The sequence below is a fragment of the Novosphingobium aerophilum genome (genome assembly GCF_014230305.1).
Taxonomy (GTDB): domain Bacteria; phylum Pseudomonadota; class Alphaproteobacteria; order Sphingomonadales; family Sphingomonadaceae; genus Novosphingobium; species Novosphingobium aerophilum.
On record NZ_JACLAU010000022.1, the window covers coordinates 24,438 to 46,506 of the forward strand.

The window sequence follows — 22,069 nt, forward strand, 5'->3', positions numbered from 1 at the left end:
ATTGACAGGAAGGCCTGCCTCGCCCGAGATGGGGTCAGCCCATCACCAAGGGGAATCCCGATGAACACCCGTCTGCTCGCCGTCGCCGCCCTGTCGGCCCTGCTGCTCGGCGGCTGCACCGACACCAGCCCCGGCGGCCAGGCCGTGCGGGCCCGGCACGAGCATTTCGAGGAGCTGGGCAAGGCGATGAAGGAGATCGACGGCCAGCTCAAGGCCGACACCCCGACCTCGGCCACGGTGCGGGTCGCGGCGGACAAGATCGCCGAACTGGCGCCCCGGGTGAAGACCTGGTTCCCCGCAGGATCGGGCCCGCAGGACGGCAAGCGCACCGACGCCAAGGCCGAGGTCTGGACCCGCAATGCCGATTTCGGCACCGCGGCGACCCGGCTGGAAGCGGCCGCGGTCGCGCTCAAGGCCGCGGTCGAAGGCGGGGATGCGGCCATGGTCCGGGCCGCAGTCAAGAACGTCGGCGCGGCCTGCAAGAACTGCCACGACGCGTTCAAGACGGACTAGAACCTGTACTCCGGTGTCCGGTCACAGCCGGAAGCGGTAGGAATAGACCACGCCCAGGTTGAACGCGGCGCGCTGCCCGCGCTGACGGATCAGCGACGAGCTGGCCGGACGATCGCCCAACTGGTCGATCCCGCCGAACAGCGAGACCGTGCGGCTGCGGTCCAGCGGGCGGATCAGCGTGCCGCCCAGACCATAGGACACGAGCCCACCCTGCGGCCGCGACACGGCCAGCCCGGTGCGCGCCGCCTGCGCGGCATCGACCCCGAAGTAGGTCTGCATATAGTCGCGGCTGGCCAAGGTCGCGCGCGGGCCGACCGAGTAAAGCAGGCGCCCGGAGCGGCCAGCGTAGGACAGCGACAGGTCGCCCACCAGGCCCTCGTGCGCCCCGAAGCCCTGGCGCAGCTCGGCGCGGGCGCGCCAGCTGCCCATCCGGCCGAAGCGCCGCTCGACAAAGGCGCCGGCCTCGCCGGCTATGCCGATGTCGCCCATCCCGCGCAGCGCCGTGCTGCCGCCCAGGACCTGGAAGGGCGAGCCGCCGTTTTCGGCATTGCGCCCGAAGCGCGGCTTGATCAGCGGACCGGCCTTCCATTCGCGGGTGTTGACCGCGTTCCAGCCGAGCCCTTCCGGGATCGAGAAGAACAGGCGGTCCTTGTAGTTGATCCGCAGGTCCGGGATGACGCCCAGCGCCGTATCGCGCGAGCCTTGCCAGGCCGTGCCGAACATGGTGCCGACGCCGACCGACATGGTCCAGCCCTGCGGCACCGGCGGCCCGGCCGGGCGCGCGCCCATCCCGGGCGCGCCGGCCGGAGCAGCGGCTCCCGGCGGGACAGGCTGCGCCAGCGCGGGCGCCGCCGCCAGGGTCAGGGCAACAAGAATGACGGAACGGGCACGCATCGCAGACCTCCGCAAGGTGTTCGGTGCGGCGCTATGCCCGAGGTCCTGCATTCACAGCATGTCCCGGATGTGTCGAAACATGGCTGAGCGTACCCCTACCCCCGGAGACAGGCCGTTCCGGAAGGCTGGCCTGGCGGGGCCGGGAGGCTGGCCTGGCGGGGCCGGGGGTCAGAGAATCCCGGCGGCCTTGCCGGCGCGGGCGAACATGCCGATGATCGTCTGCACCTGTTCCGCGGTGTGTTCGGCGCAGAGCGAGCAGCGCAGCAGGGTCATCCCCGCCGGCGTGGCGGGCGGACGGGCCAGGTTGACATAGAGCCCTTCGTGGAGGAGCGCTTCCCACATCCCGGCGCCGCGCTCCAGATCGGGCATGATCACCGAGATGATCGCGCTCTGCGGCTCGTCGGTGCCGAGCTGGAAGCCCAGGTCCTTCAGCCCCTTGTGCAGGGTGCGGCTGTTCTCCCACAGGTGCGCCCGCTTATCCGCGCCGTGCATCAGCTTGCGGATCGAGGTTGCTGCGGTGGCGACCACGCTGGGCGGCAGGCTGGCGGTGAAGACATAGGGCCGGCAGACCAGCCGCATGATCTCGAACTTGGGGTGGTTCGACACGCAGAAGCCGCCGACCGTGCCGACCGACTTGGAGAAGGTGCCGATCACGAAATCGACCTGGTCGAGCACGCCCTGCTCTTCCGCCACGCCGCGCCCGTTGGGGCCGATGAAGCCCATCGAGTGCGCCTCGTCGACCAGGACCATCGCTCCGTTCTCCCTGGCGACCGCGATCATCTCCTTGAGCGGGGCGATGTCGCCCAGCATCGAATAGACGCCCTCCAGGATGACCAGCTTGCCCGCGCCCTCGGGAATCCGCTTCAGGCGCTTTTCCATCGCGACGATATCGTTGTGCTTGAACGGCACGACCTCGGCGTCGCCCATCTTGCAGCCGTCCCAGATCGAGGCGTGGCTGTCGATGTCGAGCACGATGTAGTCGCCCTTGCCGGCGATCGTGCTGATGATGCCCAGGTTGGCCTGGTAGCCGGTGGAGAACACCATGGCATGGTCCATGCCATAGAATTCTTTCAGCGCATCCTCGACCGCGCGGTGCCCGGCATAGGTGCCGTTGAGGACGCGGCTGCCCGTCGTGCCCGAGCCGAAATCGTCGAGCGCCTGCTTGCCTGCCGCGATCACGTCGGGATCGAAGGTCATGCCCATGTAGTTGTATGTGCCGAGGAGAATCGTCTCCCGCCCGTTGCACACCGCCACGGTGGGCGAGATCACCCGCTCCATGACCAGGCCGAACGGGTCGGTCACCCCGGTCGCCAGCAGGCCCTCGCGCTGGGCGATCAGGGCATCGAATTTGGAGAAGAGATCGGTCATTGTCTGTCCCGTAAACCGTTTACGTCGTCTGCCACCTTGCCCCCGGACCCATAATGCCCAGGTCCGCTCAGCCTGAGCTTGTCGAAGGCCACGCGCCCACCCCCGCCCCAAGACCAAACGCCGCGCGCGTGCTTCGACAGGCTCAGCACGAGCGGACGGGGCAGGGCGGGCTGGACGCCGTTACCCCTGCAGCTTCACCACCGCATCGACCAGCTGGCCGTAAGTCTCGATCTCGGCCTGCTGGTTCATCGAGATGATGATGTCGAACTCGTCCTCGATCGCCGCCACGAAGTCCATCACGGTCAGGCTGTCGAACTCCAGGTCACCGGCAAAGGTCGTGGCATCCGTGATCGCGACGCCCTTCTTGTTGAAAGGGGCGATCAGGGCGGCGATCCGGTCGGCAGTGGCGGCGCGATCCATGGTCCATCTCCAGAAACGGGGCCCGGCTGGCCCCGGCCGCAGCCTGCGGCATGTCCCTAGGCCAAAGCCGGGGCGGCGGGCGAAGTCAAGCCGTCGCCTTGTCCAGGAGCCCGCGCACCGCAGCCAGGAATGGCCCGATCGACACCGGCTTGGCCAGATAGCCCTCGGCCCCGGCGTCGCGGATGCGCTCCTCGTCGCCTCGCCCGGCATAGGCGGTGACCGCCAGCACCGGGATCGGACGCAGCGCGGGATCGGCCTTGGCCCGTTCGATCAGCTCGACACCGGACACGTCGGCCAGTTGGATGTCCATGATGATCAGGTTCGGCACGAAGTCCCGCGCGCGGGCCAGCGCCTGCGTGCCGTCCGCCACCGGCTCGACGGCGAAGCCCTGGCTCTTCAGCACGTCGCAGAACAGCTTTCGGTTGAGATCGTTGTCCTCGACAACGAGAATTCTCTTTGCCACTTGCAATCCCGCCCAGCGAATGCCTTGCTGGTTCACCTCTATGCCCAAGGGAAGACCCTGACAATTCTCCGCGCGCCCTCATCCCCCGCCGATCCCGCAACGGATCCCCAGGCACTGGCGCTCGGCGCGCTCGGCTGGCTGCTGCAGAGCGAAAGCCGGGCCGAACGCCTGCTGGCGCTGACCGGACTGACACCGGATGCGCTGCGCGCCGGGCTGGGCGATCCGGCGGTGCTGGGCGCCGTGCTGGATTTCCTTGCCGCGCACGAGCCCGATCTGGTCGACGCGGCCGATCATCTCGGGGTCGCGCCCGAGGTGCTGGCCCATGCCGCGGACAGGCTGCCCCGATGAGCCGCCCCGACGCCGCCCGCCCGCTGGTGATCAGCGACTGCGACGAGGTGCTGCTGCACATGATCGCGCCGTTCCGCGCCTGGCTGGACGAGACCCAGGGCGTGACCTTCAGCATGAAGGGCAACGACTTCGCCCGATCGATGACCTGGACCGACACGGCCGAGCCGGTCGAGCCGAGCGAGATCTGGCGGCTGCTCAACCTGTTCTTCTGCGAGGCGATGGATCGCCAGTACCCGATCGCCGGCGCGGTCGAGGCGATGGGCGCCCTGGGCGAAGTGGCCGACGTGGTCGTGCTGACCAACCTCGGCGACGAGCACCAGCAGCGCCGCACGGCCCAGTTGCTGGACCACGGGCTCAACCTGAAGGTCTACACCAATCTCGGCCCCAAGGGTCCGGCGCTGCGCCGCATCCTCGACGAGTACCGGCCGAGCCGCGCGGTGTTCATCGACGACATCGCCCACCACCACAATTCGGCGGCCGAGCACGCCCCCGAGCTGGGCCGCCTGCATTTCTGCGGCGAGCCCGAGCTTGCCCCGCTGATTGCCTGCGCCCACAGTGCCGGCCATGCCCACGCCCGGATCGACGCCTGGCCCCAGGCACTGCCCTGGCTGCTCGGCCGGATCAACGGAGACCCTGAATGACCGATACCGCAAGCGAAGCCGGCGCCATCGAGGCCCGGCTGGCCGAACTGGGCCTGGCCCTGCCCGCCCCCGCCGCTCCGGTTGCAGCCTATGTCCCGGTGGTGGTGGCCGCGGGCCTGGCCCATGTCTCGGGCCAGTTGCCGTTCATCGACGGCAAGCTCGTCACCGGCCGACTGGGCGAGGATGTGTCGGTCGATCAGGGCACGGCGGCGGCGCAGGCCTGCGGCTTGATGATCCTGGCCCAGCTCAAGGCAGCGCTGGGATCGCTCGACCGGGTCGAGCGGGTGGTCAAGCTGGGGGCCTTCGTCAATTCGACCGGGGCCTTCACCGACCAGCCCAAGGTGGCCAACGGCGCCTCGGAGCTGATGGCGGTGGTGTTCGGCGAGGCCGGCAAGCACGCCCGCAGTGCGGTGGGCGTACCCACCCTTCCGCTCGGCGCCGCGGTGGAGGTTGACGCCATTGTCGCTGTTAAGCCCGCTTGATCGCTGGCTGGCCCCGGCCCCGAAGCCGGAGCGCGTCGCGTGGTTGCGCGGCGCAACTTTTGCCCACCGCGGCCTGCACGGGCCGGGGGTGCCCGAGAACAGCCTGTCGGCCGCCATGGCGGCGATCGACCGGGGCCTGGGGATCGAGTGCGATGTCCACAAGTCCGGCGACGGCCAGCCGATGGTGTTCCACGATGATACCCTGGACCGGCTGACCGGGCTGAGCGGCCGGATCGGTGAGCGTACCGCCGCCGATTTGGGCACGATCGCGCTGCTGGGCAGCACCGACACGATCCCCACGTTGCGCGCGCTGCTTGACCGGATCGCGGGCGAGGTGCCCCTGCTGATCGAGATCAAGGCCCCGGAGGACGGGCGCAGCGGGGCCTTGTGCCTGGCGGTGCGCCGCGTACTGGAAGGCTATCGCGGCCCGCACGCGGTGATGAGCTTCGATGCCCGGATCGTCCGCTGGTTCCTGCTCCATTCGCCGCACACGGTGCGCGGGCTGGTGATCAGCGAACAGGACGACAAGGCGCTGACCGGGCGCTGGCGGCGGCACCGGATGCTGTGGCAGGCCAAGCCCGATTTCCTGTCCTACGACATCCGTGACCTGCCCGGCCGGTTCCCCCGCGCCCAGCGTCTGCGCGGCCTGCCGATCGCCACCTGGACGATCCGCACGGCCGACCAGCTGGAGCGGGCGCTGGATCATGCCGATGCCCCCACCGTGGAAGGAGCGGGCGTGCCGTGAGCCCGAACGATCCGCAGGCCGCGGGGGATGAAGGGATCACGGTCGCGATCGCCCCGGGCGTCGGATCGTTCGGGGCGGCGGAATGGGACGCCCTGACCGATGGCGGCAATCCCTTCGTCAGCCACGCCTTCCTGACCGCGCTGGAGGATTCGGGCAGCGTCGGCGGCCGCTCCGGCTGGGACCCGGTGCCGCTGGCGATCCGCGATGCGGCAGGGACCCTGGTGGCGGCCCTCCCGGCCTACCGCAAGACCCACAGTCAGGGCGAATACGTGTTCGATCACGCCTGGGCCGATGCCTGGCACCGGGCCGGGGGCGATTACTACCCCAAGCTGCAGATCGCCGTGCCGTTCACCCCGGCCACCGGCCCCCGCGTGCTGACCCGCGACCCGGCGCTGGGCCTGGCCCTGCTGCGCGGGGCCGAGGCGCTGGTCGCGGCGCAGGGGTGGTCCTCGGCCCATGCCACCTTCATCGAACCGGCCCAGGTCCCGCTGTTCGAGGCCGCGGGCTGGCTGCCGCGCAGCGACATCCAGTTCCACTGGACCAATCGCGGCTATGCCCGGTTCGACGATTTCCTCGCCACCCTGTCCTCGGCCAAGCGCAAGACGCTGCGCAAGGAACGCGCCGCCGCGCAGGAGGGGGTCGAGATCCGCCGGCTGACCGGTGCCGGGATCCGGCCCGCGCACTGGGACGCCTTCTGGCAGTTCTACCAGGACACCGGCGCGCGCAAATGGGGCCGCCCCTACCTGACGCGCGAGGCCTTCACCCTGCTGGGCGAACGCATGGCCGACCGCATCCTGCTGGTGCTGGCCTTCCATGATGGCACCCCGGTCGCCGGCGCGCTCAACTTCATCGGCGCCGAGGCGCTTTACGGGCGCTACTGGGGCGCGGTGGTCGACAAGCCGTTCCTCCACTTCGAGCTGTGCTACTATCAGGCGATCGACGCCGCGATCGAGCTGGGCCTCGCCCGCGTCGAGGCCGGGGCCCAGGGCGGGCACAAGCTGGCGCGCGGCTATGAGCCGGTGCAGACCGTGTCGGCCCACCACATCGTCCACCCGGGCTTGCGCGCCGCGATCGCCGACTTCCTCGAACGCGAACGCGCCGGGATCGAGCAGGAACAGCTGCTGCTGGGCGAGCGGACGCCGTTCCGGAAGGGGTGAGCGCGGGGGCAGGGTCTTGGGTTCGCGCAGAGACGCAGAGGCGCAGAGAGGTTGCGCCCGCGACGAAGTCGCCCGGTAATGCCGAACGATCGCCAGGCCTTGGCGGTCAAAAAGGCTCGCTGCGCGCGAGTGGTGCACAGGCTCTCTGCGCCTCTGCGTCTCTGCGCGAACAAAACCCAGCAAGGTTTGCCCAATGCGAGGCCCGGCGAAGGCCTCAGCCCATCCGCTTGAACAGCCAGGCGAAGTTGCCGCCCCCGCGGCTGACGAGGCCCTGGACCACGATCTGCTGGATCGCCACCGGCCGGGCATTGCCATCGGCCCACAGCGATTCCTCGATGACGACCTCGCCACCGCCGACGCGGAACTGCCAGTAGGACCCGTCCGGCAGGGCCAGGCCGACGCCCTGACCATCGGGCGACTGGCCAACCTCGATCCCCGGGCCAAGGTGGAAGCGGATCGCGAAGGCGACCTTGCCCTTGGCGCCCTTGCCACGGGTCGGCACCAGCAGGTCCTCGCCGCGCAGCTCGGTGCCATCGTCGCGCAGGATCAGGATGCGGCGATGGACCAGGCCATAGCGCGCCACATAGCCGTCATGGCTGGCCTCGATCCGGGTCGCGCCGCCGTTGCGCTCGCCCATCAGGGCGCGCCGGTCCACCTCGACCTCGGCCACGCCGGCGCCGATCTTGCCGTTGATCAGGACCGCGGTCGAATTGGCGTCATCCAGCACCAGCGTGGAATGGGCTGCCGTGGCGCGCAGGCCCTGTTCGAGCCGCGCCGGGATCAGCCCGCCCGCCGCCGCGGCCCCGCCGCAGTTGACAATGATGCGCTGGCCCGCATGGCTCAGCTCGAAGGCGAGGGTCGAGGCGCAGCCGGTGCGCGCGTGCCGTGCCATCGGCGGGGGCGCCGCGTCGAACTGCAGGATCGTCTTCTGCGCCACGGCCCGCTGATAACCCCACTGGCGCGCATCGCGCAGCGGCCGGGTGCGCACGCCCGAGGCCTCGATCAGCCGGGCCACCTCGTCGGCGCTGATCGCCCAGCCGCCCTGCCACGAGCCCAGCGAGCCGTCCCCGTGAGTCAGCGCCAGCAGCGGTGGCACCAGCAGGCCCAGCGTGCCCTGGATCACCTGCGGCGGATCGTTGCGCAGCGCGCGGTAGCAGGCCGACAGGCGGACCAGCAGCGCGATCGCCTCCATCTGCGCCAGCGGGCTGCGGGCCAGGGTGCCGCCATCGTCGCCGACCAGCTCGCCCAGGCAGCGCACCAGTCCGGCCTCGCCATACAGGCGGCGGCCCTTGCCGTCGGGCAGGAGCAGCCCGGCCGCGACCAGGCCGCACCAGCCGGCGAGCTGGGCCAGCAGGTCCTCGCCGCGGCCGACGTTGCGGTCCAGCCAGCGGGCATGGCCGTCGATCATGCCCAGCATGCGGGTGCGCAGGCCGCCCGACAGGATCAGCGGAGCGTGGACCAACCACGACAGCAGGCGGGTGCCGGTGAGCGACACGGTCCAGCTACCGGCCTTGGCGGCGCGGGCCGGAGGCTCGGCATTGGCCTCGATCCAGGCCGCCAGGATGCGTTCGGCCAGCGGCGCCGCCTGATCGCGGCTGCTGGCCGCCTCGAGATCGGCCAGCCAGGTGAAGCCGTGGACATAGCGCTCCATCGGCGGCGTCATCCGCGCCACGCCGGCCAGCTCGGCCTGGGCGATCGGCAGCTTGACGCCGTGGAGCAGGAAATGTCCGGCGCGCAGCGCGGTCCCCGCCACGCGGTCGCCGGGCAGCGGGTTGGCCACGGTGGCCAGCAGGCGCCGCTTGGCCGGCTTGCGGAAGGCGCCCATCACGCTGCCGCGCAGACCCAGGCCATAGGCCAGGCGGACCAGCCGCTCGGCCGGAGACAGCGATGGCGGCGAGAAGTCGGCCAGGGCCAGCATCCGGCCCGGCTCGATCACCTCGCTGCCCACGGCCGCGGCGGTCAGGTCATCCCCGCTCAGCGCATGGGGTTCCGGCCGACCGACCGGCAGCGGCACGGCCAGGGCTTCCCCCTCCCGAACGCCCCCGTCGCGAGTACCGCCGCCGCGAGCACCGGCACCTGTCGGGGCGGCGGAGCGGGAGGCGACGTCGACCATGGTTCAGCCTTGTCCCTTGAGCGCGGCGATGTTCGCGGCATAGTGTTCGGCGCCGCCGCGGAAGGTGGCCGTGCCGGCCACCAGCACATCGGCCCCGGCGGCCACGCATTGCGGTGCCGTGGCCCGATCGACCCCGCCATCCACCTCCAGCCGGATGTCGCGGCCGGACTTGTCGATCATCTTGCGCACCGCCTCGATCTTGCGCAACTGGCTGGCGATGAAGCTCTGCCCGCCGAACCCGGGGTTGACGCTCATCACCAGGACCAGGTCGATATCGTCGATCAGGTAGTCCAGCATCTTGGCGGGCGTGGCGGGGTTGAGCGAAATGCCCGCCTTCTTGCCGAGCGAGCGGATCAGCTGGACCGTGCGGTGCACGTGGGGGCCGGCTTCGGGGTGGACCGTGATGATGTCGGCCCCGGCGGCGGCGAAGGCTTCGACATAGGCGTCGACCGGGCTGATCATCAGGTGGACGTCGAACGGCTTGGCGGTGTGCGGGCGCAGCGCCTTGACCACCATCGGCCCGATCGTGAGGTTGGGCACGAAGTGTCCGTCCATCACGTCGACATGGATCCAGTCCGCTCCCGCCGCGTCGATCGCGCGCACCTCTTCGCCCAGGCGCGCGAAGTCGGCCGAGAGCAGCGAGGGCGAAATGAGCGGCGCGGTCATGGTCGGGAATGGTCCTTGCCCTGCGGGGTTAGACAGCGCGGACGCGGCCCACAACCACGCGGCGCGCCGTTTTCCACACCGTTCGCGACACACCGATTTGACAGCGAACGGAGCGCCATGACGTCGGGGCTTGATTCGCGGTCGCGGCCCGGCCACGGTTGGTGCCAGAACGCACATTGATGCCGTCCGCAGGAGCCGCTCGATGATCCCATGCAAGCCCGGTCACCGGGCCCTGCCGCTTGTTGCCGCGCTGGCGGCCCTGGCGGGAGGCACGGCGCCAGCGCGGGCCGAGGCGGCGCCGGCAGGATGCACCGGCACCCCCAGCGCCACCTGGATCGATGTCGCGGTGGAGGGCGTGGCGAACGGCAACGGGCTGATCGCGATCACGCTCTATGCCGACAATCCGCGCAAGTTCCTGGTCAAGCACGGCTCGCTTTACGTCGGCCGCGTGCCCGCCCGGGCCGGGACCACCACCGGGTGCATCTACGTGCCCGAACCGGGGGTCTACGCCATCGCGATCTATCATGACGAGAACGCCAGCCAGACCTTCGATCGCACCGGGCTGGGCCTGCCGGCGGAAGGCTATGGCTTCTCGAACAATCCCAGCACCCTGGCCGGGCTGCCCTCGTTCCGTTCGGTACGCCTGTCGATCCCGCGCTCGGGGCTGCTGACCCGCATCCGGATCAAGTATCCGTAGACCCCGGTTCCATTGCAGGAAAGCGGCGCGGCACCGCCCCCGGTCAGCCGTACAGCGCCGCGAGCTGCCCCGGCGCCTGGGCTTCGGCCAGGGCATGGGCCCGCGGGTCGTCCACGTCGAGCCACCAGGCTCCGGCGATCTCCATCGTCGCGGCGCGACCCTTGTCGGCCAGGCGCTGCATCCCGTCGGACAGGCTGCCGGCGGCCCCGGCGGCGATCGCCTCGGCAATCGCCTCGGGCAGTTCGGGGGTGCACAGGAAGGCCCCGCAGTCGACCGCGTCATAAGGGCTGATGGTCTTGCCGATCGCGCGGATCCGCCCCTGTTCGTCGGTGCGGACCCAGGTGGCGTCGTCGGGATCGACCAGCGGGTTGTCGACGCGGCGATCGATCGCCAGCGTCACCCCCCGGTCACTGCCACCCTCCCGGGCGAGGCGATGGAGGATCTCGGCCGAGAAGATGTGGTCGGCCATCATCAGCAGGAAGTCACGTCCGCCTGCCTGGGCCACCCGCGCGGCTCCGGCGATCACCGAAAAGCCGTTGGGTCTGGACCAGTCGCTCACCCGTTCGGCCAGGATCGGGATCCCGCTGCGCTGGGCCAGGTCGGCCAGGAAGGACTCGACCCGGGCCGCCTCGTGCCCGGTCACCACGGTGACACGGCGGGCGCCGGCGGCATGAGCCTGGCGCACGCCGAGTTCGATCAGGGGGACGCCGCAGACCGGGGTGAGCGGCTTGGAATCGGACAAGTCGCGCAGCCGGCTGCCATAGCCGGCGGCGATGATCACCGCATCCATGCCGCGCCCGTTCGTGCCCCGTCCCCGGCGCCGGTTACTCGGCGGCGATCGCCGTGGCCGCGATGTATTCCTCGACCATGTGGGCCGCGGTATCGTCGCTGAACTGCTGCGGCGGGTGCTTGCAGAAGTAGGCCGACGGGCCGACCAGCGCCCCGCCCTCGCCGCGATCGAGCGCGACCTTGCAGCAGCGGATCGCGTCCATCACGCAGGCGGCCGAATTCGGGCTGTCCTCGACCGAGAGGCGCAGCTCGAGGTTCATCGGCACGTTGCCCCACTGCGCGCCTTCCAGGCGGAGGAAGCACAGCTTGTTGTCCTTCTGCCACGGCACATAGTCGGACGGGCCGACGTGGATGTTCTCATCCTCGAGCCGCTGGGCGAGCATGGCCTGCACCGCCTCGGTCTTCGATTCCTTCTTGCTGCCCAGCCGCTGGCGGTCGAGCATGTTCATGAAATCGGTGTTGCCGCCGGTGTTGAGCTGGTAGGTCCGCTCGACCGTGACGCCGCGGGCGGCGAACAGGCTCGACAGGACGCGGTGGACGATCGTCGCACCGACCTGGGCCTTGATGTCATCCCCCACGATCGGGATGCGCTTCTCGCGGAACTTGGCTTCCCACTCGGGACGGCTGGCGATGAACACCGGCATGCAGTTGACCACCGCGACGCCCGCTTCCAGCGCGCATTCCATGTAGAATTCGGTCGCGGTCTCGCTGCCCACCGGCAGGAAGTTGACCAGCACCTCGGCCCCGCTGTCCTTGATCGCGGCGACGATCGATTCCTTGGTCGCCTCGGGTGCGTCGGCCAGGATGAAGCCCTTGTCGCCCATGCCGGTCATGTGATCGGCCACGCCGTCGAGGATCTTGCCCATGATCACCTTGGCCCCCGTGGCGGGGACCTCGGGCTGGAACACCGCGGTGCAGTTCGGGGCGGCGAAGATCGCCTCGGCAATGTCCTTGCCGACCTTGCGCTGATCGACGTCGATGCCCAGGACGAAATCGACATCGCCGGCGCCATAGCCGCCGATCACGTCATGGATCAGACCCTGCGACGAGTTGTTCTGGCGATAATAGGCCACGCCCTGCACCAGCGAGCTCGCACAGTTGCCCACACCGATCACGGCAACCTTGATAGACTTCATTAACTGGAACCCCTTCAGGCGGACGATCTGGAGAACCCTTCCGGCTCCGGCGCCCTGGTTAGAACATCGCTTCGAGCAGGCCATCCGGACCGGCACCTTGCCGTCCCTCACCTCCTCGACGCGCGGGATACGCCCTTCGTCCACCGGACTTCCGACGTTGCACGACAAATGCCGCCCATCGGCCAATCCTTTGCAGACCTGTCCGGTCCTGCACCATGGCCGAGGGGCAGCACTGGTGCGCCCGACGGGCCGGGACTATAGTTGGCTTCACGGCCCCCGCAAGCCTATATGACGGTTCGGTTGCAGTAAGACGCATTCACGACCGCCGCCGGACCGCCCGGTGGCGCACCTTACGAAGGGTAGGTACAGGTTGAGCAGCCAGGAAGGCGCAGTTGCCGTAACGTCAGGTTCCCGGAAACGGCCGCAGCGCCCGCGTGAGCTGCAGGATCCGCTGAATCACTACCTGTACCATCCGCTGGCCTGGCAGCTCGCGCGTCTGCTCGCCCCGACTCCGCTGACGCCCAACATGGTGTCGGTGATCGGGGGGTGTTGCGTGGTCGCCGCAGCCTTCGCTTATGCCGCGCCGGCGCTGGGACTGCTGGCCTGGCCGCTGTCGGCCCTGCTGGGCATGGCGCTGCACATGACCTGGCACGTGGTCGACGGCGCCGACGGCGATCTGGCCCGGCTCACCGGCCGGTCGAGCCCGATCGGCGAGATGGTCGACGGGCTGTGCGACTATTGCAGCCACATCGTGCTCTACCTGGTGCTCGGCTGGCTGCTGGCTGGGATGGGCGACCCCGGCGCGCGCTGGATCGCCTGGACGTGGATGTGGGCGGCCGGGCTGAGCCACATCGTCCAGTCCAACCATGTCGAGGTGCAACGGCGGCAGTACCAGTGGTGGGTCCACGGCACCCCCTGGATCCGCAACAGCCATTCGGCGGATTCGGCCACCGGGCGCAGCCCCTTCGGCCGGCTCGTCTCGGCCTACCTGGCCCTGGCCACCGGGCTGACCCCCCATGCCCTGCGGATCGATGCCGCCGTCGCCGCCGCGCAGGATGATCCCGCCCGGCTGGCCGCGATCCGCAGCGCGGTGCGCGCCGAGGCTCCGCCGCTGCTGCTGCTGTGCAAGATCCTGGGGCCCAATCCCCGCGCGATCGTGCTGGGGCTGGCCATGCTGGCGGGCAGCCCGCTCTGGTACTTCCTGTACCAGTCGCTGGTGCTCAACGCGCTGCTGGTGGTCTCGGTGATCGCCCATAACCGCGCCGCCCAGCGCATCGCCACGCGCATCGGCGCCTGACCACCTTTCCCCGGGGCGTTCCCTGCAGCCCTGCCCCCGCGACGCCCTCGACAGGCGTTCGCGCCGGGGTAAGATGCGCGCCATGCTCCACGCCGACCTGCTGACCGCCGCCACCGGCCTGGCCGACGAGATCGTCGGCCTGCGCCGCGCGATCCATGCCGAACCCGAACTGGGGCTGCACACCCCGCGCACCCGCGACAAGGTGCGCGCCGCGCTGGCCGGCCTGCCGCTCGACTGGCGCGAGGGGCCTTCGACCACCGGGCTGGTCGCCACCCTGAAGGGCGGGGCGGGCGCCGGACGCCGGGTCCTGCTGCGCGGCGACATGGACGCCCTGCCGATGCCCGAGGAGACCGGGCTGGACTTCGCCTCGACCATCCCCGGCACCATGCACGCCTGCGGCCACGATGCCCATACCGCCATGCTGGCCGGCGCCGCGCGCCTGCTCTGCGCGCGCCAGGCCGAGCTGGCCGGCGAGGTCCAGTTCATGTTCCAGCCGGGCGAGGAGGGCCATCACGGCGCGCGCTTCATGCTGGAGGACGGCCTGATCGATCCCCTGCCCGAAGCGGCCTTCGCCCTGCATGTCATGCCCAATGCCCCGCACGGCCTGGTCGGCGGCCGCGCCGGGCCGCTGCTGGCCGGGGCCGACCAGATCGACATCGTGGTCGAAGGCCGGGGCGGTCACGCCTCGCTCCCCCATGAGACGCTCGACCCGATGCCGGTGGCCTGCGAGATCGTCATGGCGCTGCAGGCCATGGTCACCCGCAGGTTCAGCGTGCACGATCCGGTGGTGCTGACCATCGCCCGGATCGAGGGCGGCACCGCCCACAACGTGATCGCCGATCGCGTCGCGATGCGGGGCACCATGCGCACCCTCTCGACCACCAGCCGCGCGCGCATCCGCGAGAGCGTGGTCCTGGTTGCCGAAGGCATCGCCGCCGCGCACGGGCTCACCGCCCGGGTGACCGTGACCGAGGGCTTCCCGGTGACGATCTGCGATTCCCGCGCGGTCGATTTCGGTGAGCGGGTGACGCGGGACCTGCTGGGGACCGGCGCCTTCCAGCGCCTGGCCGATCCGATCATGGGCGCCGAGGACTTCGCCTACCTGCTGGAAAAGGTCCCCGGGGCGATGTTCTTCCTCGGCATGGCCCATGCCGACGACGACTGGCGCCAGTGCTGCGGGATCCATTCGACCCGGATGGTGCTGGACGAGACCGTCCTGCCGCATGGCGCCGCGTTGCTCGCCGCACTGGGCGCGCGGTTTCTGGCGGAAGGGTTCGGCTGAGGCACGCGCCAAGGCGCGATCGGGCGAAACAAGCCAGCCTGCAGAGACCAGCCTTCAGGTGACGGTCAGTCGCCGGCCGCATCCCCCGGACGCAGCCGGAATGCCTCCACCGGCACGCCCCCGATCAGGTGTTCCTGGAGGATCCGTTCCAGCACGGGTTCGGTGCAGGAGTGGTACCAGACCCCGTCGGGCCAGACCACGGCGACCGGGCCGGCCGCGCAGATGCGCAGGCAGTCCGCCTTGGTCCGCGCCACCCCGCCCGGACCGTCGAGCCCGAGCTGCCTGACCCGCTTCTTCAGGTACTTCCACGCGGCGCTGCCCACCTCGGGCGCGCAGCATTCGCCCTTCTGGGGTTCGGCGCAGAGAAAGATCTGGCGCCGCGGACCATCACCCACCGTCTTGGCGAGCGCCGCCCGCGCCTGGGCCAGTTCGGACGCGCCCCCACCTCCGCGATCGTCCTCGCGGTCGGTCAAGCCCGTTCAGCCCTTCTTGCCGACGATCCGCGCGATCTCGGCCGCGACCAGTCGCTCGACCATCGGCGGCAGGTTCTTGTCGAGCCATTCGGCCAGCATCGGCCGCAGCATGTCGCGCACCAGCCCTTCGAGCGAGGTCTCGCCCGAACGGACGATCTGCGGCGCGGCGCCGGGCGCGGCCATGGTGGCCAGGGCCGCAAGCGAATCGCGCATGGCGTGAACCGCCTGGTCCGGCAGCAGCGGGGCGTCCGCGTCGTCGTCGTCCAGATCGAAGGCTTCAGCCTCGGCCAGGTCGAGCACCTCGTCCGCGATCACCGGGGCGCGCGGGGTCCGGCTCGCGGCGGGCGCCGATGCGGCGGCCGGACGCCGATCCTCGGACGCGGGCAGCCGGCTATCGCGCGCGATCACCTTCTTGATCGAATCGAGGATCTCCTCGACGGTTGGTTCGCCCGCCTGACGCATTGCCCTTGTCCCCCACATTCCTTCATGCCGCGTGCCGAATCGCGGCCGGTCCGGCTTACACGCTCACCGCAGGCCCGCTCAAGGCTGCGATTTCACCGGGCTCGTCGCGTCCTGCGCCGGCGTATCGGCGGTGCGGGTGGAATGGGCCACCGGCTCGGGATCCTTGTCCCAGTCGAAGATCCGGTGGCGGACCCGCTCGTAATTGGTCTGCGGATCGTAGAGCGCGCCGCCGTCGAGCCCGAGATCATCGGCATCGGCCTTGCCCATCGCCGAAAGCAGGTTGAACCCGGCGACATAGGCATTGCGCCGCGCGGCGACCAACTGGACCTGGGCGCGCAGCAGTTCCTGTTCGGCATCGAGGATGTTGAGGATCGTGCGGTTGCCGACCGAGTTCTCGGCCTTGACCCCTTCGAGGCTGAGCGCCGCGGCATCGACCGCGGTCTGGTTCATCGCGATGATCTCGTTCGCCGCGCGCCACTGCGCGAAGGCCGACCGCACCCCGGAGATCACCGCGCGCTCGGCGGCGATCTCGCTCTCCAGCGCGGCGCCTTCGCGGGCCTGGGCCTGGCGGGTCTGGGCCGCCGGGCGTCCGCCCTGGAACAGCGGAACCGACAGGCTGACGCTGGCCTGGGCGGTGGTGAACTGCTGCAGCGGGGTGAGCCCGCCGGGAATGGTGCCAAGCGTCCCCAGCGTGTTCTGGTAAGCGCCCTGGGTGTTCACCGAAACCGTCGGCAGCTTGGCCGCTTCGGCCACGCGCACGTCGATCTTGGCCGCCTTGCTCCGTTCGCGCGCGGCCAGCAGATCGGGGTTGTGCTCCAGCGCGAAGTCGACCGCCTCGTCGGGCGTCGCCGGCATGCCGGGCAGCGGGGGCGGGGGCGCCAGATCGGCCGGGGCCTTGCCGACGATCTGGATATAGCGTTCGCGGCTGGACACCAGGCCGACCTCGGCATTGCGCAGATCGCCCCGGGCCAGGGCCAGACGCGACTGTGACTGGGCGACGTCGGTGCGGGTCAGGTCGCCGATCTCGTAACGGTCGGTCGTGGCCTTGAGGTTGACCTCGAGCACCTCGACCGTGTGGCGATTGAGGCCGACGATGGCGGCATCGCGGATCACGTCCATGTAGACCGCCACGACCTGGCTGAACAGGCCGGCCTCGGTCCCGCGCAGGTCCTGCTGACCGGCCCCGACGCGGGTTTCCGCCGCCTCGACCGCGTTGCGCACCGCCCCGCCCGAATAGACCGGCACGCCCAGGTTGACCTGACCGGCAAGGGTCCGCATCGGCGCGGTGAAGGCGACCGGATTGCGCTTCACGAACTCGATGAGGGTGGCCTGGCCCGACAGGCTGGGGAGGCCATTGGCGCGCGCCAGGGGCACGGTCTCATCCAGCGCGCGCTGGTTGGCGCGGGCCGCCTGGATCGTCGGGTTGGTGGCATAGGCGCTGGTCAGGGCATCGCGCAGGTCATCGGCCCGCAGCGGAGCGGCCACCAGTGCCAGCCCCGCGAGCAGGGCCAGCCGCATCGGACGCGGTCTGCGCGTCGGCGCCATCAGAAGCTCCAGCGCTTGGGCGCGGCGAATTCGGCCAGGACCGGGATGCCGATCTCGAGCAGCGGCAGCAGCGCCACCGAGCCCCCGGCACGGGTGCCGACCGCCAGCCGGGTGACCCCGCGCTCGACCGACCCGGTGACGATCCGGCCGCCTTCCGCCAGCAGCCCCGCCAGACCGTCCGGCAGGTGCTCGATCGCACCGTCGACCAGGATCAGGGCATAGGGTCCGCCCGCCGGAGCCGCGGCGGCTTCGGCCGGAGTTGCCGTGGCGACCTGGGCGCCGAGCGCGGTGGCCAGCGCGGCCAGGTAGCCCGAGGCGGACACCACCAGAACCGGCTCGCCCGGGCGGATGCGGGCCTCGGTCAGGGCCAGGCCGTGGAACAGCGGTGCGGGCAGCGCGTGCCCATCGCCAAGGGGAATCGCCCGATCGATGTAGGCGAGGTCCCGCTGTGCCGCCGGCACGTGGTCCTCACGCGCGACCCGCTCGATCGCGGCGAGCACGGCGGGATCGTTGACGCCGCTGACCCGCAGTTGGCTGTCGATCATCGCCCGCCGGGCGGTGCTGGCTTGATCCAGCACATTGGCCTGCACAATCGTCATCCGGTCTTCGTCCTGCCCGTATCTGGTCCTGTCGGCCTGCCGCTGCCATGCGTTCGCGGTGGTGTCCTACGGCAGCAATACACCACTGCAATGTTCCGCCTTCTAGGACAAGGCCCTTTTTCCGCCAAGCGCTTTCGCGGGCGCAAGACGATGCGCCGAATGGCGTATCGCCGCAGGTCCTGTCTCACCCGGGGCCCGGGGCCCCGGCCTTTGTCCCGGGCCCGTCCGGGCGCGCGCGCGAAGCCGCTTTACGGCGGCGCGGGGTTGGTCCTATGGGCGCCGCATTGCATCACCCACGGCCCCAAGGAGCACGGCAGGCATGGCGGACATGGTCACGATTCGCGAGGCTGACCTGATCGAGAGCGTCGCCGACGCGCTGCAGTACATCAGCTATTTCCACCCGATGGACTATATCCGCGCGCTGGGCGACGCCTATGAGGCCGAACAGGGCCCGGCCGCCAAGGACGCGATCGCCCAGATCCTGACCAACAGCCGGATGTGCGCCGAAGGGCACCGCCCGATCTGCCAGGACACCGGGATCGTCAACGTCTTCATCGCATGGGGCCAGAACTGCCGGCTGGAGAGCGACCGTTCACTGCAGGAGGTCGTCGACGAGGGCGTGCGCCGGGCCTACCTCAACGCCGACAACAAGCTGCGCGCCTCGGTCCTGGCCGACCCGGCCTTCACCCGCCGCAACACCCGCGACAACACGCCCAGCGTGCTGCACGTCACCATGGTGCCGGGCGACACGATTTCGGTCGATGTCGCGGCCAAGGGGGGCGGGTCGGAAAACAAGACCAAGTTCAAGATGATGAACCCCAGCGAGAACATCGTCGACTGGGTGGTGGAGATGCTGCCGCAGATGGGTGCCGGCTGGTGCCCGCCGGGCATGCTCGGGATCGGCATCGGCGGCACGGCCGAGCACTGCATGCTCTTGGCCAAGCAGGCGCTGATGGAGCCGATCGACATGGCCCAGCTCAAGCAGCGCGGGCCCAGCAACGATATCGAGGCGATGCGGATCGAGATCTTCGACAAGGTCAACGCGCTGGGCATCGGCGCCCAGGGGCTGGGCGGGCTGTCGACCATCCTCGACGTCAAGATTCTCGACGCGCCGTGCCATGCCGCCTCGAAGCCAGTGGCGATGATCCCCAACTGCGCCGCCACCCGCCATGCGCACTTCACGCTCGACGGCTCGGGCCCGACCTTCCTCGAGGCGCCCAAACTGGACGAATGGCCGCAGGTGGAATGGGCGCCCGACGCCGCCGCCAAGCGGGTCAACCTCGACACGCTGACCGCCGAGGAGGTGAAGGGCTGGAAGCAGGGCGACCGCATCCTGCTCAACGGCAAGATGCTCACCGGCCGCGATGCCGCGCACAAGCGGATCAAGGACATGCTGGCCAGGGGTGAGGCGCTGCCGGTCGATTTCAAGGGCCGGGTGATCTACTATGTCGGTCCGGTCGATCCGGTGCGCGACGAGGTGGTCGGCCCGGCCGGCCCGACCACGGCCACCCGGATGGACAGCTTCATGGACATGATGCTGGACCAGGGCCTGCTCGCCTGCGTCGGCAAGGCCGAGCGCGGCCCGGCGGCGACCGAATCGATCGCCCGCCATGAAAGCGCCTATCTGATGGCCGTGGGCGGCGCCGCCTATCTGGTCGCCCGCGCGATCAAGGGGGCCAAGGTGGTCGGCTTCGAGGACCTCGGCATGGAGGCGATCTACGAGTTCGACGTGGTCGACATGCCGGTGACCGTGGCGGTCGATTCGACCGGGCAGAACGTCCACAAGCTCGCCCCGCTGGTCTGGCAGAAGAAGATCGCCGAGGAAGGCCTGCTGGCCCGATAAGACGCGGCACGGATGGCCGCAGCCCGGCCTCGGCCGGTCGGGCTGCGGGGCAGCGCGTATGGCCATGGTCCGCCGTCCGGCTATGCTAAGGGCATGGCCCTGTTCGTCTGCTTCCTGCTCGGCATCGCCAATTTCGCCCTGCACCGCGCGGTGCTCGACAGCGGGCATCCGGTGCTGGCCCAGCTCGGCTGGCTGTTCGGATCGTTCGGCGGGCGCGGGAGCCTGGTCGTCGAATTCGCCCTGCTGCTCGGGTCGATGCTGCTGGTGGCCAGCGGGACCGGATCGTGGGCCTGGGGCTATGGCCTCTACAGCCTGAGCAATGCGGTCTCGGCCTGGCTGATCCTGTCCCGGCGGGTGTGAGCCGGCCCGAAGGGGCCGCTCCGGACCGGAACAGGCGGCCCGGGCCACGGGTTGGCACGCCATGACCGCTGCAACCCCCGCCCTCCCGTCAGCCCCGCTGTGGCTGGTGACCAATCCGGCCAGCGGCAGCAATTCGCCGGCGGCGACCCGCGCGGTGAGCGCAGCCCTGGCCGCAGCCGGCTGTCCTCCCGCCCGGGTGATCGATGCCGCCGCAGGCCTGCCCGACCGCGCCGCGCTCGAGGCCGCCGGGGTCGGGGTGCTGGCCGTCTTCACCGGCGACGGCACGATCAACGCCGTCGCCGCGGCGCTGGAGGGCTGGGGTGGCGCGCTGCTGCCGCTGCCGGGCGGCACCGCCAACCTCCTCGCCCGCGCCCTCCACGGCGATGATCCGGCCGACACGATCGCGGCGCGCCTGCCGCGGCTGGTTCCCACCCGCCGGACCTGCGTGCGCACCGGGCACGGCCCGGCCCTGGCCGAAGTCCTCGCCGGGCCGGGGGCGACCTGGAGCGACGTGCGCGAGGGGCTGCGCGACGGGGCGGTGGCGGACATCGCGGGGGCGGCGGTCAGCGCGATCCGGCAAAGCACGGTCGGGCCGATGGTTGCGCTGGACGATCCGTCGCTGGGCAAGGCCGAGGGCTATGCCGGCATCCGCCTGGCCCCCGGCCCGCGCGGCCTGATCGTCGCGGGCTATGGGGCCGAGAGCATCGGCGACTATCTAGCCCAGGGCCTCGCCCTGCTGCGCCGCAACTTCCGCGAGGGTCCGCACGAGCCCCTGGGCGAACACGCCCGGGTCACCTGCCGATCGCTGGAAGCGGCTCCGATCCCCTTGATGATCGACGGCGAACGGCGCGACGGCAGCCCCACGGAGCGCTTTTCGCTTGCGCCCTTCGCGCTCGATCTGCTTGGCAGCGGGGCATGAGCCGCCCGATCACCCTGTTCCACATCAGCGATCTGCACTTCGGCCGGGAAGACCGCGGCGCGCTCGACTGGGTGGCCGGGGCGATCGCCGCGGAGCGGCCGGCGGCGGTCGCGGTGACGGGCGATCTCACCATGCGCGCGCGCCACGCCGAGTTCCGCGCCGCCAATGCGTGGATCGGCGCCCTGCCCGTCCCGGTCACGGTCGAGCCGGGCAATCACGACATGCCCTATGTCAACCTGGTCGAGCGCTTCGTCGCCCCCTATCGCCGGTTTCGCGCGATCCAGCGCCTGCTGGAGCGTCCGCTCGACCTGGACGATCTGCACATCGTCCCGCTGCAGACCGTGACGCGGGCGCAATGGCGCTTTCCCTGGGTCGATGGCTGGGTGCGCGAGCCGGCGCTGGCTGCCACCCTGGCGGCAATCGACGCCCTGCCGTCCGGCGCCCGGGTGCTGGTCACCGCGCATCACCCCCTGCCCGAACGCGACGCCCGGGGCCGCGTGCTCACCATCAACGGCACCCGGGCCATGGCCGAACTCGCCCGGCGCGGGGTGCTGGGCGTGCTGACCGGCCATGTCCACGACCCGTTCGACCTGGTGGCCGAGACCGCTGCGGGGCCGCTGCGGATGATCGGCGCGGGCACGCTGTCGCAGCGCGTCCGCTCGACCCCGCCGAGCTTCAACGAGATCCTGGTCGACGGGCGTGAGGTGCATGTCCGGGTGCGCAACCGGGCCTCCGTGCCGACCGAGGCGATGCAGGTGGACACGGTCCCCGCCTCGGTCCTCCCGCCCCACGAGGCGGGCGAGCCGGTGGCCCCGGTCGCGGCGGGGTCGGCCAGCGATCGACCGCAACCCTGAGCG

25 protein-coding genes are annotated in these 22,069 nt (G+C 70.5%); 13 read left to right on the plus strand and 12 right to left on the minus strand.

Going from position 1 to position 22,069, the window contains the following annotated elements:
• Window positions 1-60 precede the first annotated feature (60 nt).
• Window positions 61-513, plus strand: a complete 453-nt coding sequence (locus tag H7F49_RS12835; RefSeq protein WP_185683998.1) for a cytochrome c — start codon at window positions 61-63, stop codon at window positions 511-513.
• A 21-nt stretch (window positions 514-534) separates the two neighbouring features.
• Here H7F49_RS12835 and H7F49_RS12840 read toward each other — a convergent pair whose 3' ends face one another.
• The 4 genes from H7F49_RS12840 to H7F49_RS12855 form a co-directional block, all read right to left on the minus strand.
• A complete protein-coding gene (locus H7F49_RS12840; protein ID WP_185683999.1) occupies window positions 535-1,407 on the minus strand; it encodes a MipA/OmpV family protein in 873 nt (290 codons plus the stop codon).
• Window positions 1,408-1,575: 168 nt separating this feature from the next.
• On the minus strand, window positions 1,576-2,775 hold the full coding sequence (gene spt, locus H7F49_RS12845) for a serine palmitoyltransferase (protein ID WP_185684000.1): 1,200 nt from the start codon (window positions 2,773-2,775) through the stop codon (window positions 1,576-1,578).
• 180 nt (window positions 2,776-2,955) lie between these two features.
• The gene (locus tag H7F49_RS12850) at window positions 2,956-3,195 is read right to left on the minus strand and encodes an acyl carrier protein (RefSeq protein WP_185684001.1); all 240 of its coding nucleotides are present in this window, start codon (window positions 3,193-3,195) and stop codon (window positions 2,956-2,958) included.
• Window positions 3,196-3,280: 85 nt separating this feature from the next.
• On the minus strand, window positions 3,281-3,658 hold the full coding sequence (locus tag H7F49_RS12855) for a response regulator (RefSeq protein ID WP_185684002.1): 378 nt from the start codon (window positions 3,656-3,658) through the stop codon (window positions 3,281-3,283).
• A 24-nt stretch (window positions 3,659-3,682) separates the two neighbouring features.
• Between H7F49_RS12855 and H7F49_RS12860 the strand changes: the two genes are divergently transcribed.
• Genes H7F49_RS12860 through H7F49_RS12880 form a run of 5 tightly spaced genes read left to right on the plus strand, consistent with a single transcriptional unit; the run spans window position 3,683 to window position 7,031 of the window.
• Window positions 3,683-4,006 (plus strand): DUF3572 family protein, encoded by a 324-nt coding sequence (locus H7F49_RS12860; RefSeq protein ID WP_407940308.1) that lies wholly within the window; start codon window positions 3,683-3,685, stop codon window positions 4,004-4,006.
• The gene (locus H7F49_RS12865) at window positions 4,003-4,647 is read left to right on the plus strand and encodes an HAD family hydrolase (RefSeq protein WP_185684003.1); all 645 of its coding nucleotides are present in this window, start codon (window positions 4,003-4,005) and stop codon (window positions 4,645-4,647) included. The genes H7F49_RS12860 and H7F49_RS12865 overlap by 4 nt, the downstream gene beginning before the upstream one ends.
• Window positions 4,644-5,129 carry a RidA family protein gene (locus H7F49_RS12870; RefSeq protein WP_185684004.1) on the plus strand — a complete coding sequence of 162 codons (486 nt, stop codon included), beginning with the start codon at window positions 4,644-4,646 and terminating at the stop codon, window positions 5,127-5,129. The genes H7F49_RS12865 and H7F49_RS12870 overlap by 4 nt, the downstream gene beginning before the upstream one ends.
• A gap of 43 nt (window positions 5,130-5,172) precedes the next feature.
• Window positions 5,173-5,874, plus strand: coding sequence for a glycerophosphodiester phosphodiesterase family protein (locus H7F49_RS12875; protein ID WP_235982139.1), 702 nt, complete (start codon window positions 5,173-5,175; stop codon window positions 5,872-5,874).
• Between the two features lie 35 nt (window positions 5,875-5,909).
• Window positions 5,910-7,031 carry a GNAT family N-acetyltransferase gene (locus H7F49_RS12880; RefSeq protein ID WP_185684034.1) on the plus strand — a complete coding sequence of 374 codons (1,122 nt, stop codon included), beginning with the start codon at window positions 5,910-5,912 and terminating at the stop codon, window positions 7,029-7,031.
• Between the two features lie 214 nt (window positions 7,032-7,245).
• On the opposite strand, the gene H7F49_RS12885 is transcribed toward H7F49_RS12880, so the two are convergent.
• Together H7F49_RS12885 and rpe are read right to left on the minus strand one after the other, a co-directional pair.
• A complete protein-coding gene (locus H7F49_RS12885) occupies window positions 7,246-9,144 on the minus strand; it encodes a heparinase II/III family protein (protein ID WP_185684006.1) in 1,899 nt (632 codons plus the stop codon).
• A gap of 3 nt (window positions 9,145-9,147) precedes the next feature.
• A complete protein-coding gene (rpe, locus tag H7F49_RS12890) occupies window positions 9,148-9,810 on the minus strand; it encodes a ribulose-phosphate 3-epimerase (protein ID WP_185684007.1) in 663 nt (220 codons plus the stop codon).
• Window positions 9,811-10,012: 202 nt separating this feature from the next.
• Here rpe and H7F49_RS12895 point away from each other — a divergent pair, with 202 nt between their 5' ends.
• A complete protein-coding gene (locus tag H7F49_RS12895) occupies window positions 10,013-10,507 on the plus strand; it encodes a DUF2141 domain-containing protein (RefSeq protein ID WP_185684008.1) in 495 nt (164 codons plus the stop codon).
• Window positions 10,508-10,550: 43 nt separating this feature from the next.
• Here the strand turns inward: H7F49_RS12895 and H7F49_RS12900 are convergent, their stop codons facing one another.
• Window positions 10,551-11,297 carry a phosphocholine cytidylyltransferase family protein gene (locus tag H7F49_RS12900; RefSeq protein WP_185684009.1) on the minus strand — a complete coding sequence of 249 codons (747 nt, stop codon included), beginning with the start codon at window positions 11,295-11,297 and terminating at the stop codon, window positions 10,551-10,553.
• A gap of 34 nt (window positions 11,298-11,331) precedes the next feature.
• Window positions 11,332-12,432 (minus strand): inositol-3-phosphate synthase, encoded by a 1,101-nt coding sequence (locus tag H7F49_RS12905; RefSeq protein ID WP_185684010.1) that lies wholly within the window; start codon window positions 12,430-12,432, stop codon window positions 11,332-11,334.
• 370 nt (window positions 12,433-12,802) lie between these two features.
• Here H7F49_RS12905 and H7F49_RS12910 point away from each other — a divergent pair, with 370 nt between their 5' ends.
• Both H7F49_RS12910 and H7F49_RS12915 read left to right on the plus strand, forming a co-directional pair.
• On the plus strand, window positions 12,803-13,729 hold the full coding sequence (locus H7F49_RS12910; protein ID WP_185684011.1) for a CDP-alcohol phosphatidyltransferase family protein: 927 nt from the start codon (window positions 12,803-12,805) through the stop codon (window positions 13,727-13,729).
• Window positions 13,730-13,811: 82 nt separating this feature from the next.
• Window positions 13,812-15,011 carry a M20 metallopeptidase family protein gene (locus H7F49_RS12915; RefSeq protein ID WP_185684012.1) on the plus strand — a complete coding sequence of 400 codons (1,200 nt, stop codon included), beginning with the start codon at window positions 13,812-13,814 and terminating at the stop codon, window positions 15,009-15,011.
• A gap of 65 nt (window positions 15,012-15,076) precedes the next feature.
• Here H7F49_RS12915 and H7F49_RS12920 read toward each other — a convergent pair whose 3' ends face one another.
• From H7F49_RS12920 to H7F49_RS12935, 4 genes are all read right to left on the minus strand, one after another.
• On the minus strand, window positions 15,077-15,484 hold the full coding sequence (locus H7F49_RS12920; protein ID WP_235982140.1) for a (2Fe-2S) ferredoxin domain-containing protein: 408 nt from the start codon (window positions 15,482-15,484) through the stop codon (window positions 15,077-15,079).
• Window positions 15,485-15,490: 6 nt separating this feature from the next.
• Window positions 15,491-15,946: a DUF2497 domain-containing protein gene (locus H7F49_RS12925; RefSeq protein WP_185684013.1), complete on the minus strand. Its 456-nt coding sequence runs from the start codon at window positions 15,944-15,946 to the stop codon at window positions 15,491-15,493.
• A gap of 78 nt (window positions 15,947-16,024) precedes the next feature.
• Window positions 16,025-17,491: a TolC family outer membrane protein gene (locus tag H7F49_RS12930; RefSeq protein WP_185684014.1), complete on the minus strand. Its 1,467-nt coding sequence runs from the start codon at window positions 17,489-17,491 to the stop codon at window positions 16,025-16,027.
• Entirely contained in the window at window positions 17,491-18,090 is a 600-nt protein-coding gene (locus H7F49_RS12935) for a protein-L-isoaspartate O-methyltransferase family protein (RefSeq protein ID WP_185684015.1), read from the minus strand. The genes H7F49_RS12930 and H7F49_RS12935 overlap by 1 nt, the downstream gene beginning before the upstream one ends.
• Window positions 18,091-18,409: 319 nt before the next feature.
• Between H7F49_RS12935 and H7F49_RS12940 the strand changes: the two genes are divergently transcribed.
• The 4 genes from H7F49_RS12940 (at window position 18,410) to H7F49_RS12955 (ending at window position 22,066) form a co-directional block, all read left to right on the plus strand.
• Window positions 18,410-19,933: a fumarate hydratase gene (locus tag H7F49_RS12940; RefSeq protein ID WP_185684016.1), complete on the plus strand. Its 1,524-nt coding sequence runs from the start codon at window positions 18,410-18,412 to the stop codon at window positions 19,931-19,933.
• 93 nt (window positions 19,934-20,026) lie between these two features.
• The gene (locus tag H7F49_RS12945; RefSeq protein ID WP_185684017.1) at window positions 20,027-20,293 is read left to right on the plus strand and encodes a hypothetical protein; all 267 of its coding nucleotides are present in this window, start codon (window positions 20,027-20,029) and stop codon (window positions 20,291-20,293) included.
• Window positions 20,294-20,354: 61 nt separating this feature from the next.
• Window positions 20,355-21,212, plus strand: a complete 858-nt coding sequence (locus H7F49_RS12950; protein WP_185684018.1) for a diacylglycerol kinase family protein — start codon at window positions 20,355-20,357, stop codon at window positions 21,210-21,212.
• Complete coding sequence (locus tag H7F49_RS12955; RefSeq protein ID WP_185684019.1) at window positions 21,209-22,066, plus strand: metallophosphoesterase family protein; 858 nt, start codon at window positions 21,209-21,211, stop codon at window positions 22,064-22,066. The genes H7F49_RS12950 and H7F49_RS12955 overlap by 4 nt, the downstream gene beginning before the upstream one ends.
• The last annotated feature ends 3 nt before the right edge of the window (window positions 22,067-22,069 follow it).

Bases quoted from the DNA above. Each gene is read 5' to 3' on its own strand.
- H7F49_RS12850 (WP_185684001.1), bottom strand. From the start codon at position 3,195: ATGGATCGCGCCGCCACTGCCGACCGGATCGCCGCCCTGATCGCCCCT.
- H7F49_RS12945 (WP_185684017.1), top strand. From the start codon at position 20,027: ATGGCCCTGTTCGTCTGCTTCCTGCTCGGCATCGCCAATTTCGCCCTG.
- H7F49_RS12940 (WP_185684016.1), top strand. From the start codon at position 18,410: ATGGCGGACATGGTCACGATTCGCGAGGCTGACCTGATCGAGAGCGTC.
- rpe (WP_185684007.1), bottom strand. From the start codon at position 9,810: ATGACCGCGCCGCTCATTTCGCCCTCGCTGCTCTCGGCCGACTTCGCG.
- H7F49_RS12930 (WP_185684014.1), bottom strand. From the start codon at position 17,491: ATGGCGCCGACGCGCAGACCGCGTCCGATGCGGCTGGCCCTGCTCGCG.
- H7F49_RS12840 (WP_185683999.1), bottom strand. From the start codon at position 1,407: ATGCGTGCCCGTTCCGTCATTCTTGTTGCCCTGACCCTGGCGGCGGCG.
- H7F49_RS12865 (WP_185684003.1), top strand. From the start codon at position 4,003: ATGAGCCGCCCCGACGCCGCCCGCCCGCTGGTGATCAGCGACTGCGAC.
- spt (WP_185684000.1), bottom strand. From the start codon at position 2,775: ATGACCGATCTCTTCTCCAAATTCGATGCCCTGATCGCCCAGCGCGAG.
- H7F49_RS12885 (WP_185684006.1), bottom strand. From the start codon at position 9,144: ATGGTCGACGTCGCCTCCCGCTCCGCCGCCCCGACAGGTGCCGGTGCT.
- H7F49_RS12895 (WP_185684008.1), top strand. From the start codon at position 10,013: ATGATCCCATGCAAGCCCGGTCACCGGGCCCTGCCGCTTGTTGCCGCG.
- H7F49_RS12955 (WP_185684019.1), top strand. From the start codon at position 21,209: ATGAGCCGCCCGATCACCCTGTTCCACATCAGCGATCTGCACTTCGGC.
- H7F49_RS12925 (WP_185684013.1), bottom strand. From the start codon at position 15,946: ATGCGTCAGGCGGGCGAACCAACCGTCGAGGAGATCCTCGATTCGATC.
- H7F49_RS12870 (WP_185684004.1), top strand. From the start codon at position 4,644: ATGACCGATACCGCAAGCGAAGCCGGCGCCATCGAGGCCCGGCTGGCC.
- H7F49_RS12950 (WP_185684018.1), top strand. From the start codon at position 20,355: ATGACCGCTGCAACCCCCGCCCTCCCGTCAGCCCCGCTGTGGCTGGTG.
- H7F49_RS12905 (WP_185684010.1), bottom strand. From the start codon at position 12,432: ATGAAGTCTATCAAGGTTGCCGTGATCGGTGTGGGCAACTGTGCGAGC.
- H7F49_RS12900 (WP_185684009.1), bottom strand. From the start codon at position 11,297: ATGGATGCGGTGATCATCGCCGCCGGCTATGGCAGCCGGCTGCGCGAC.
- H7F49_RS12915 (WP_185684012.1), top strand. From the start codon at position 13,812: ATGCTCCACGCCGACCTGCTGACCGCCGCCACCGGCCTGGCCGACGAG.
- H7F49_RS12935 (WP_185684015.1), bottom strand. From the start codon at position 18,090: ATGACGATTGTGCAGGCCAATGTGCTGGATCAAGCCAGCACCGCCCGG.
- H7F49_RS12835 (WP_185683998.1), top strand. From the start codon at position 61: ATGAACACCCGTCTGCTCGCCGTCGCCGCCCTGTCGGCCCTGCTGCTC.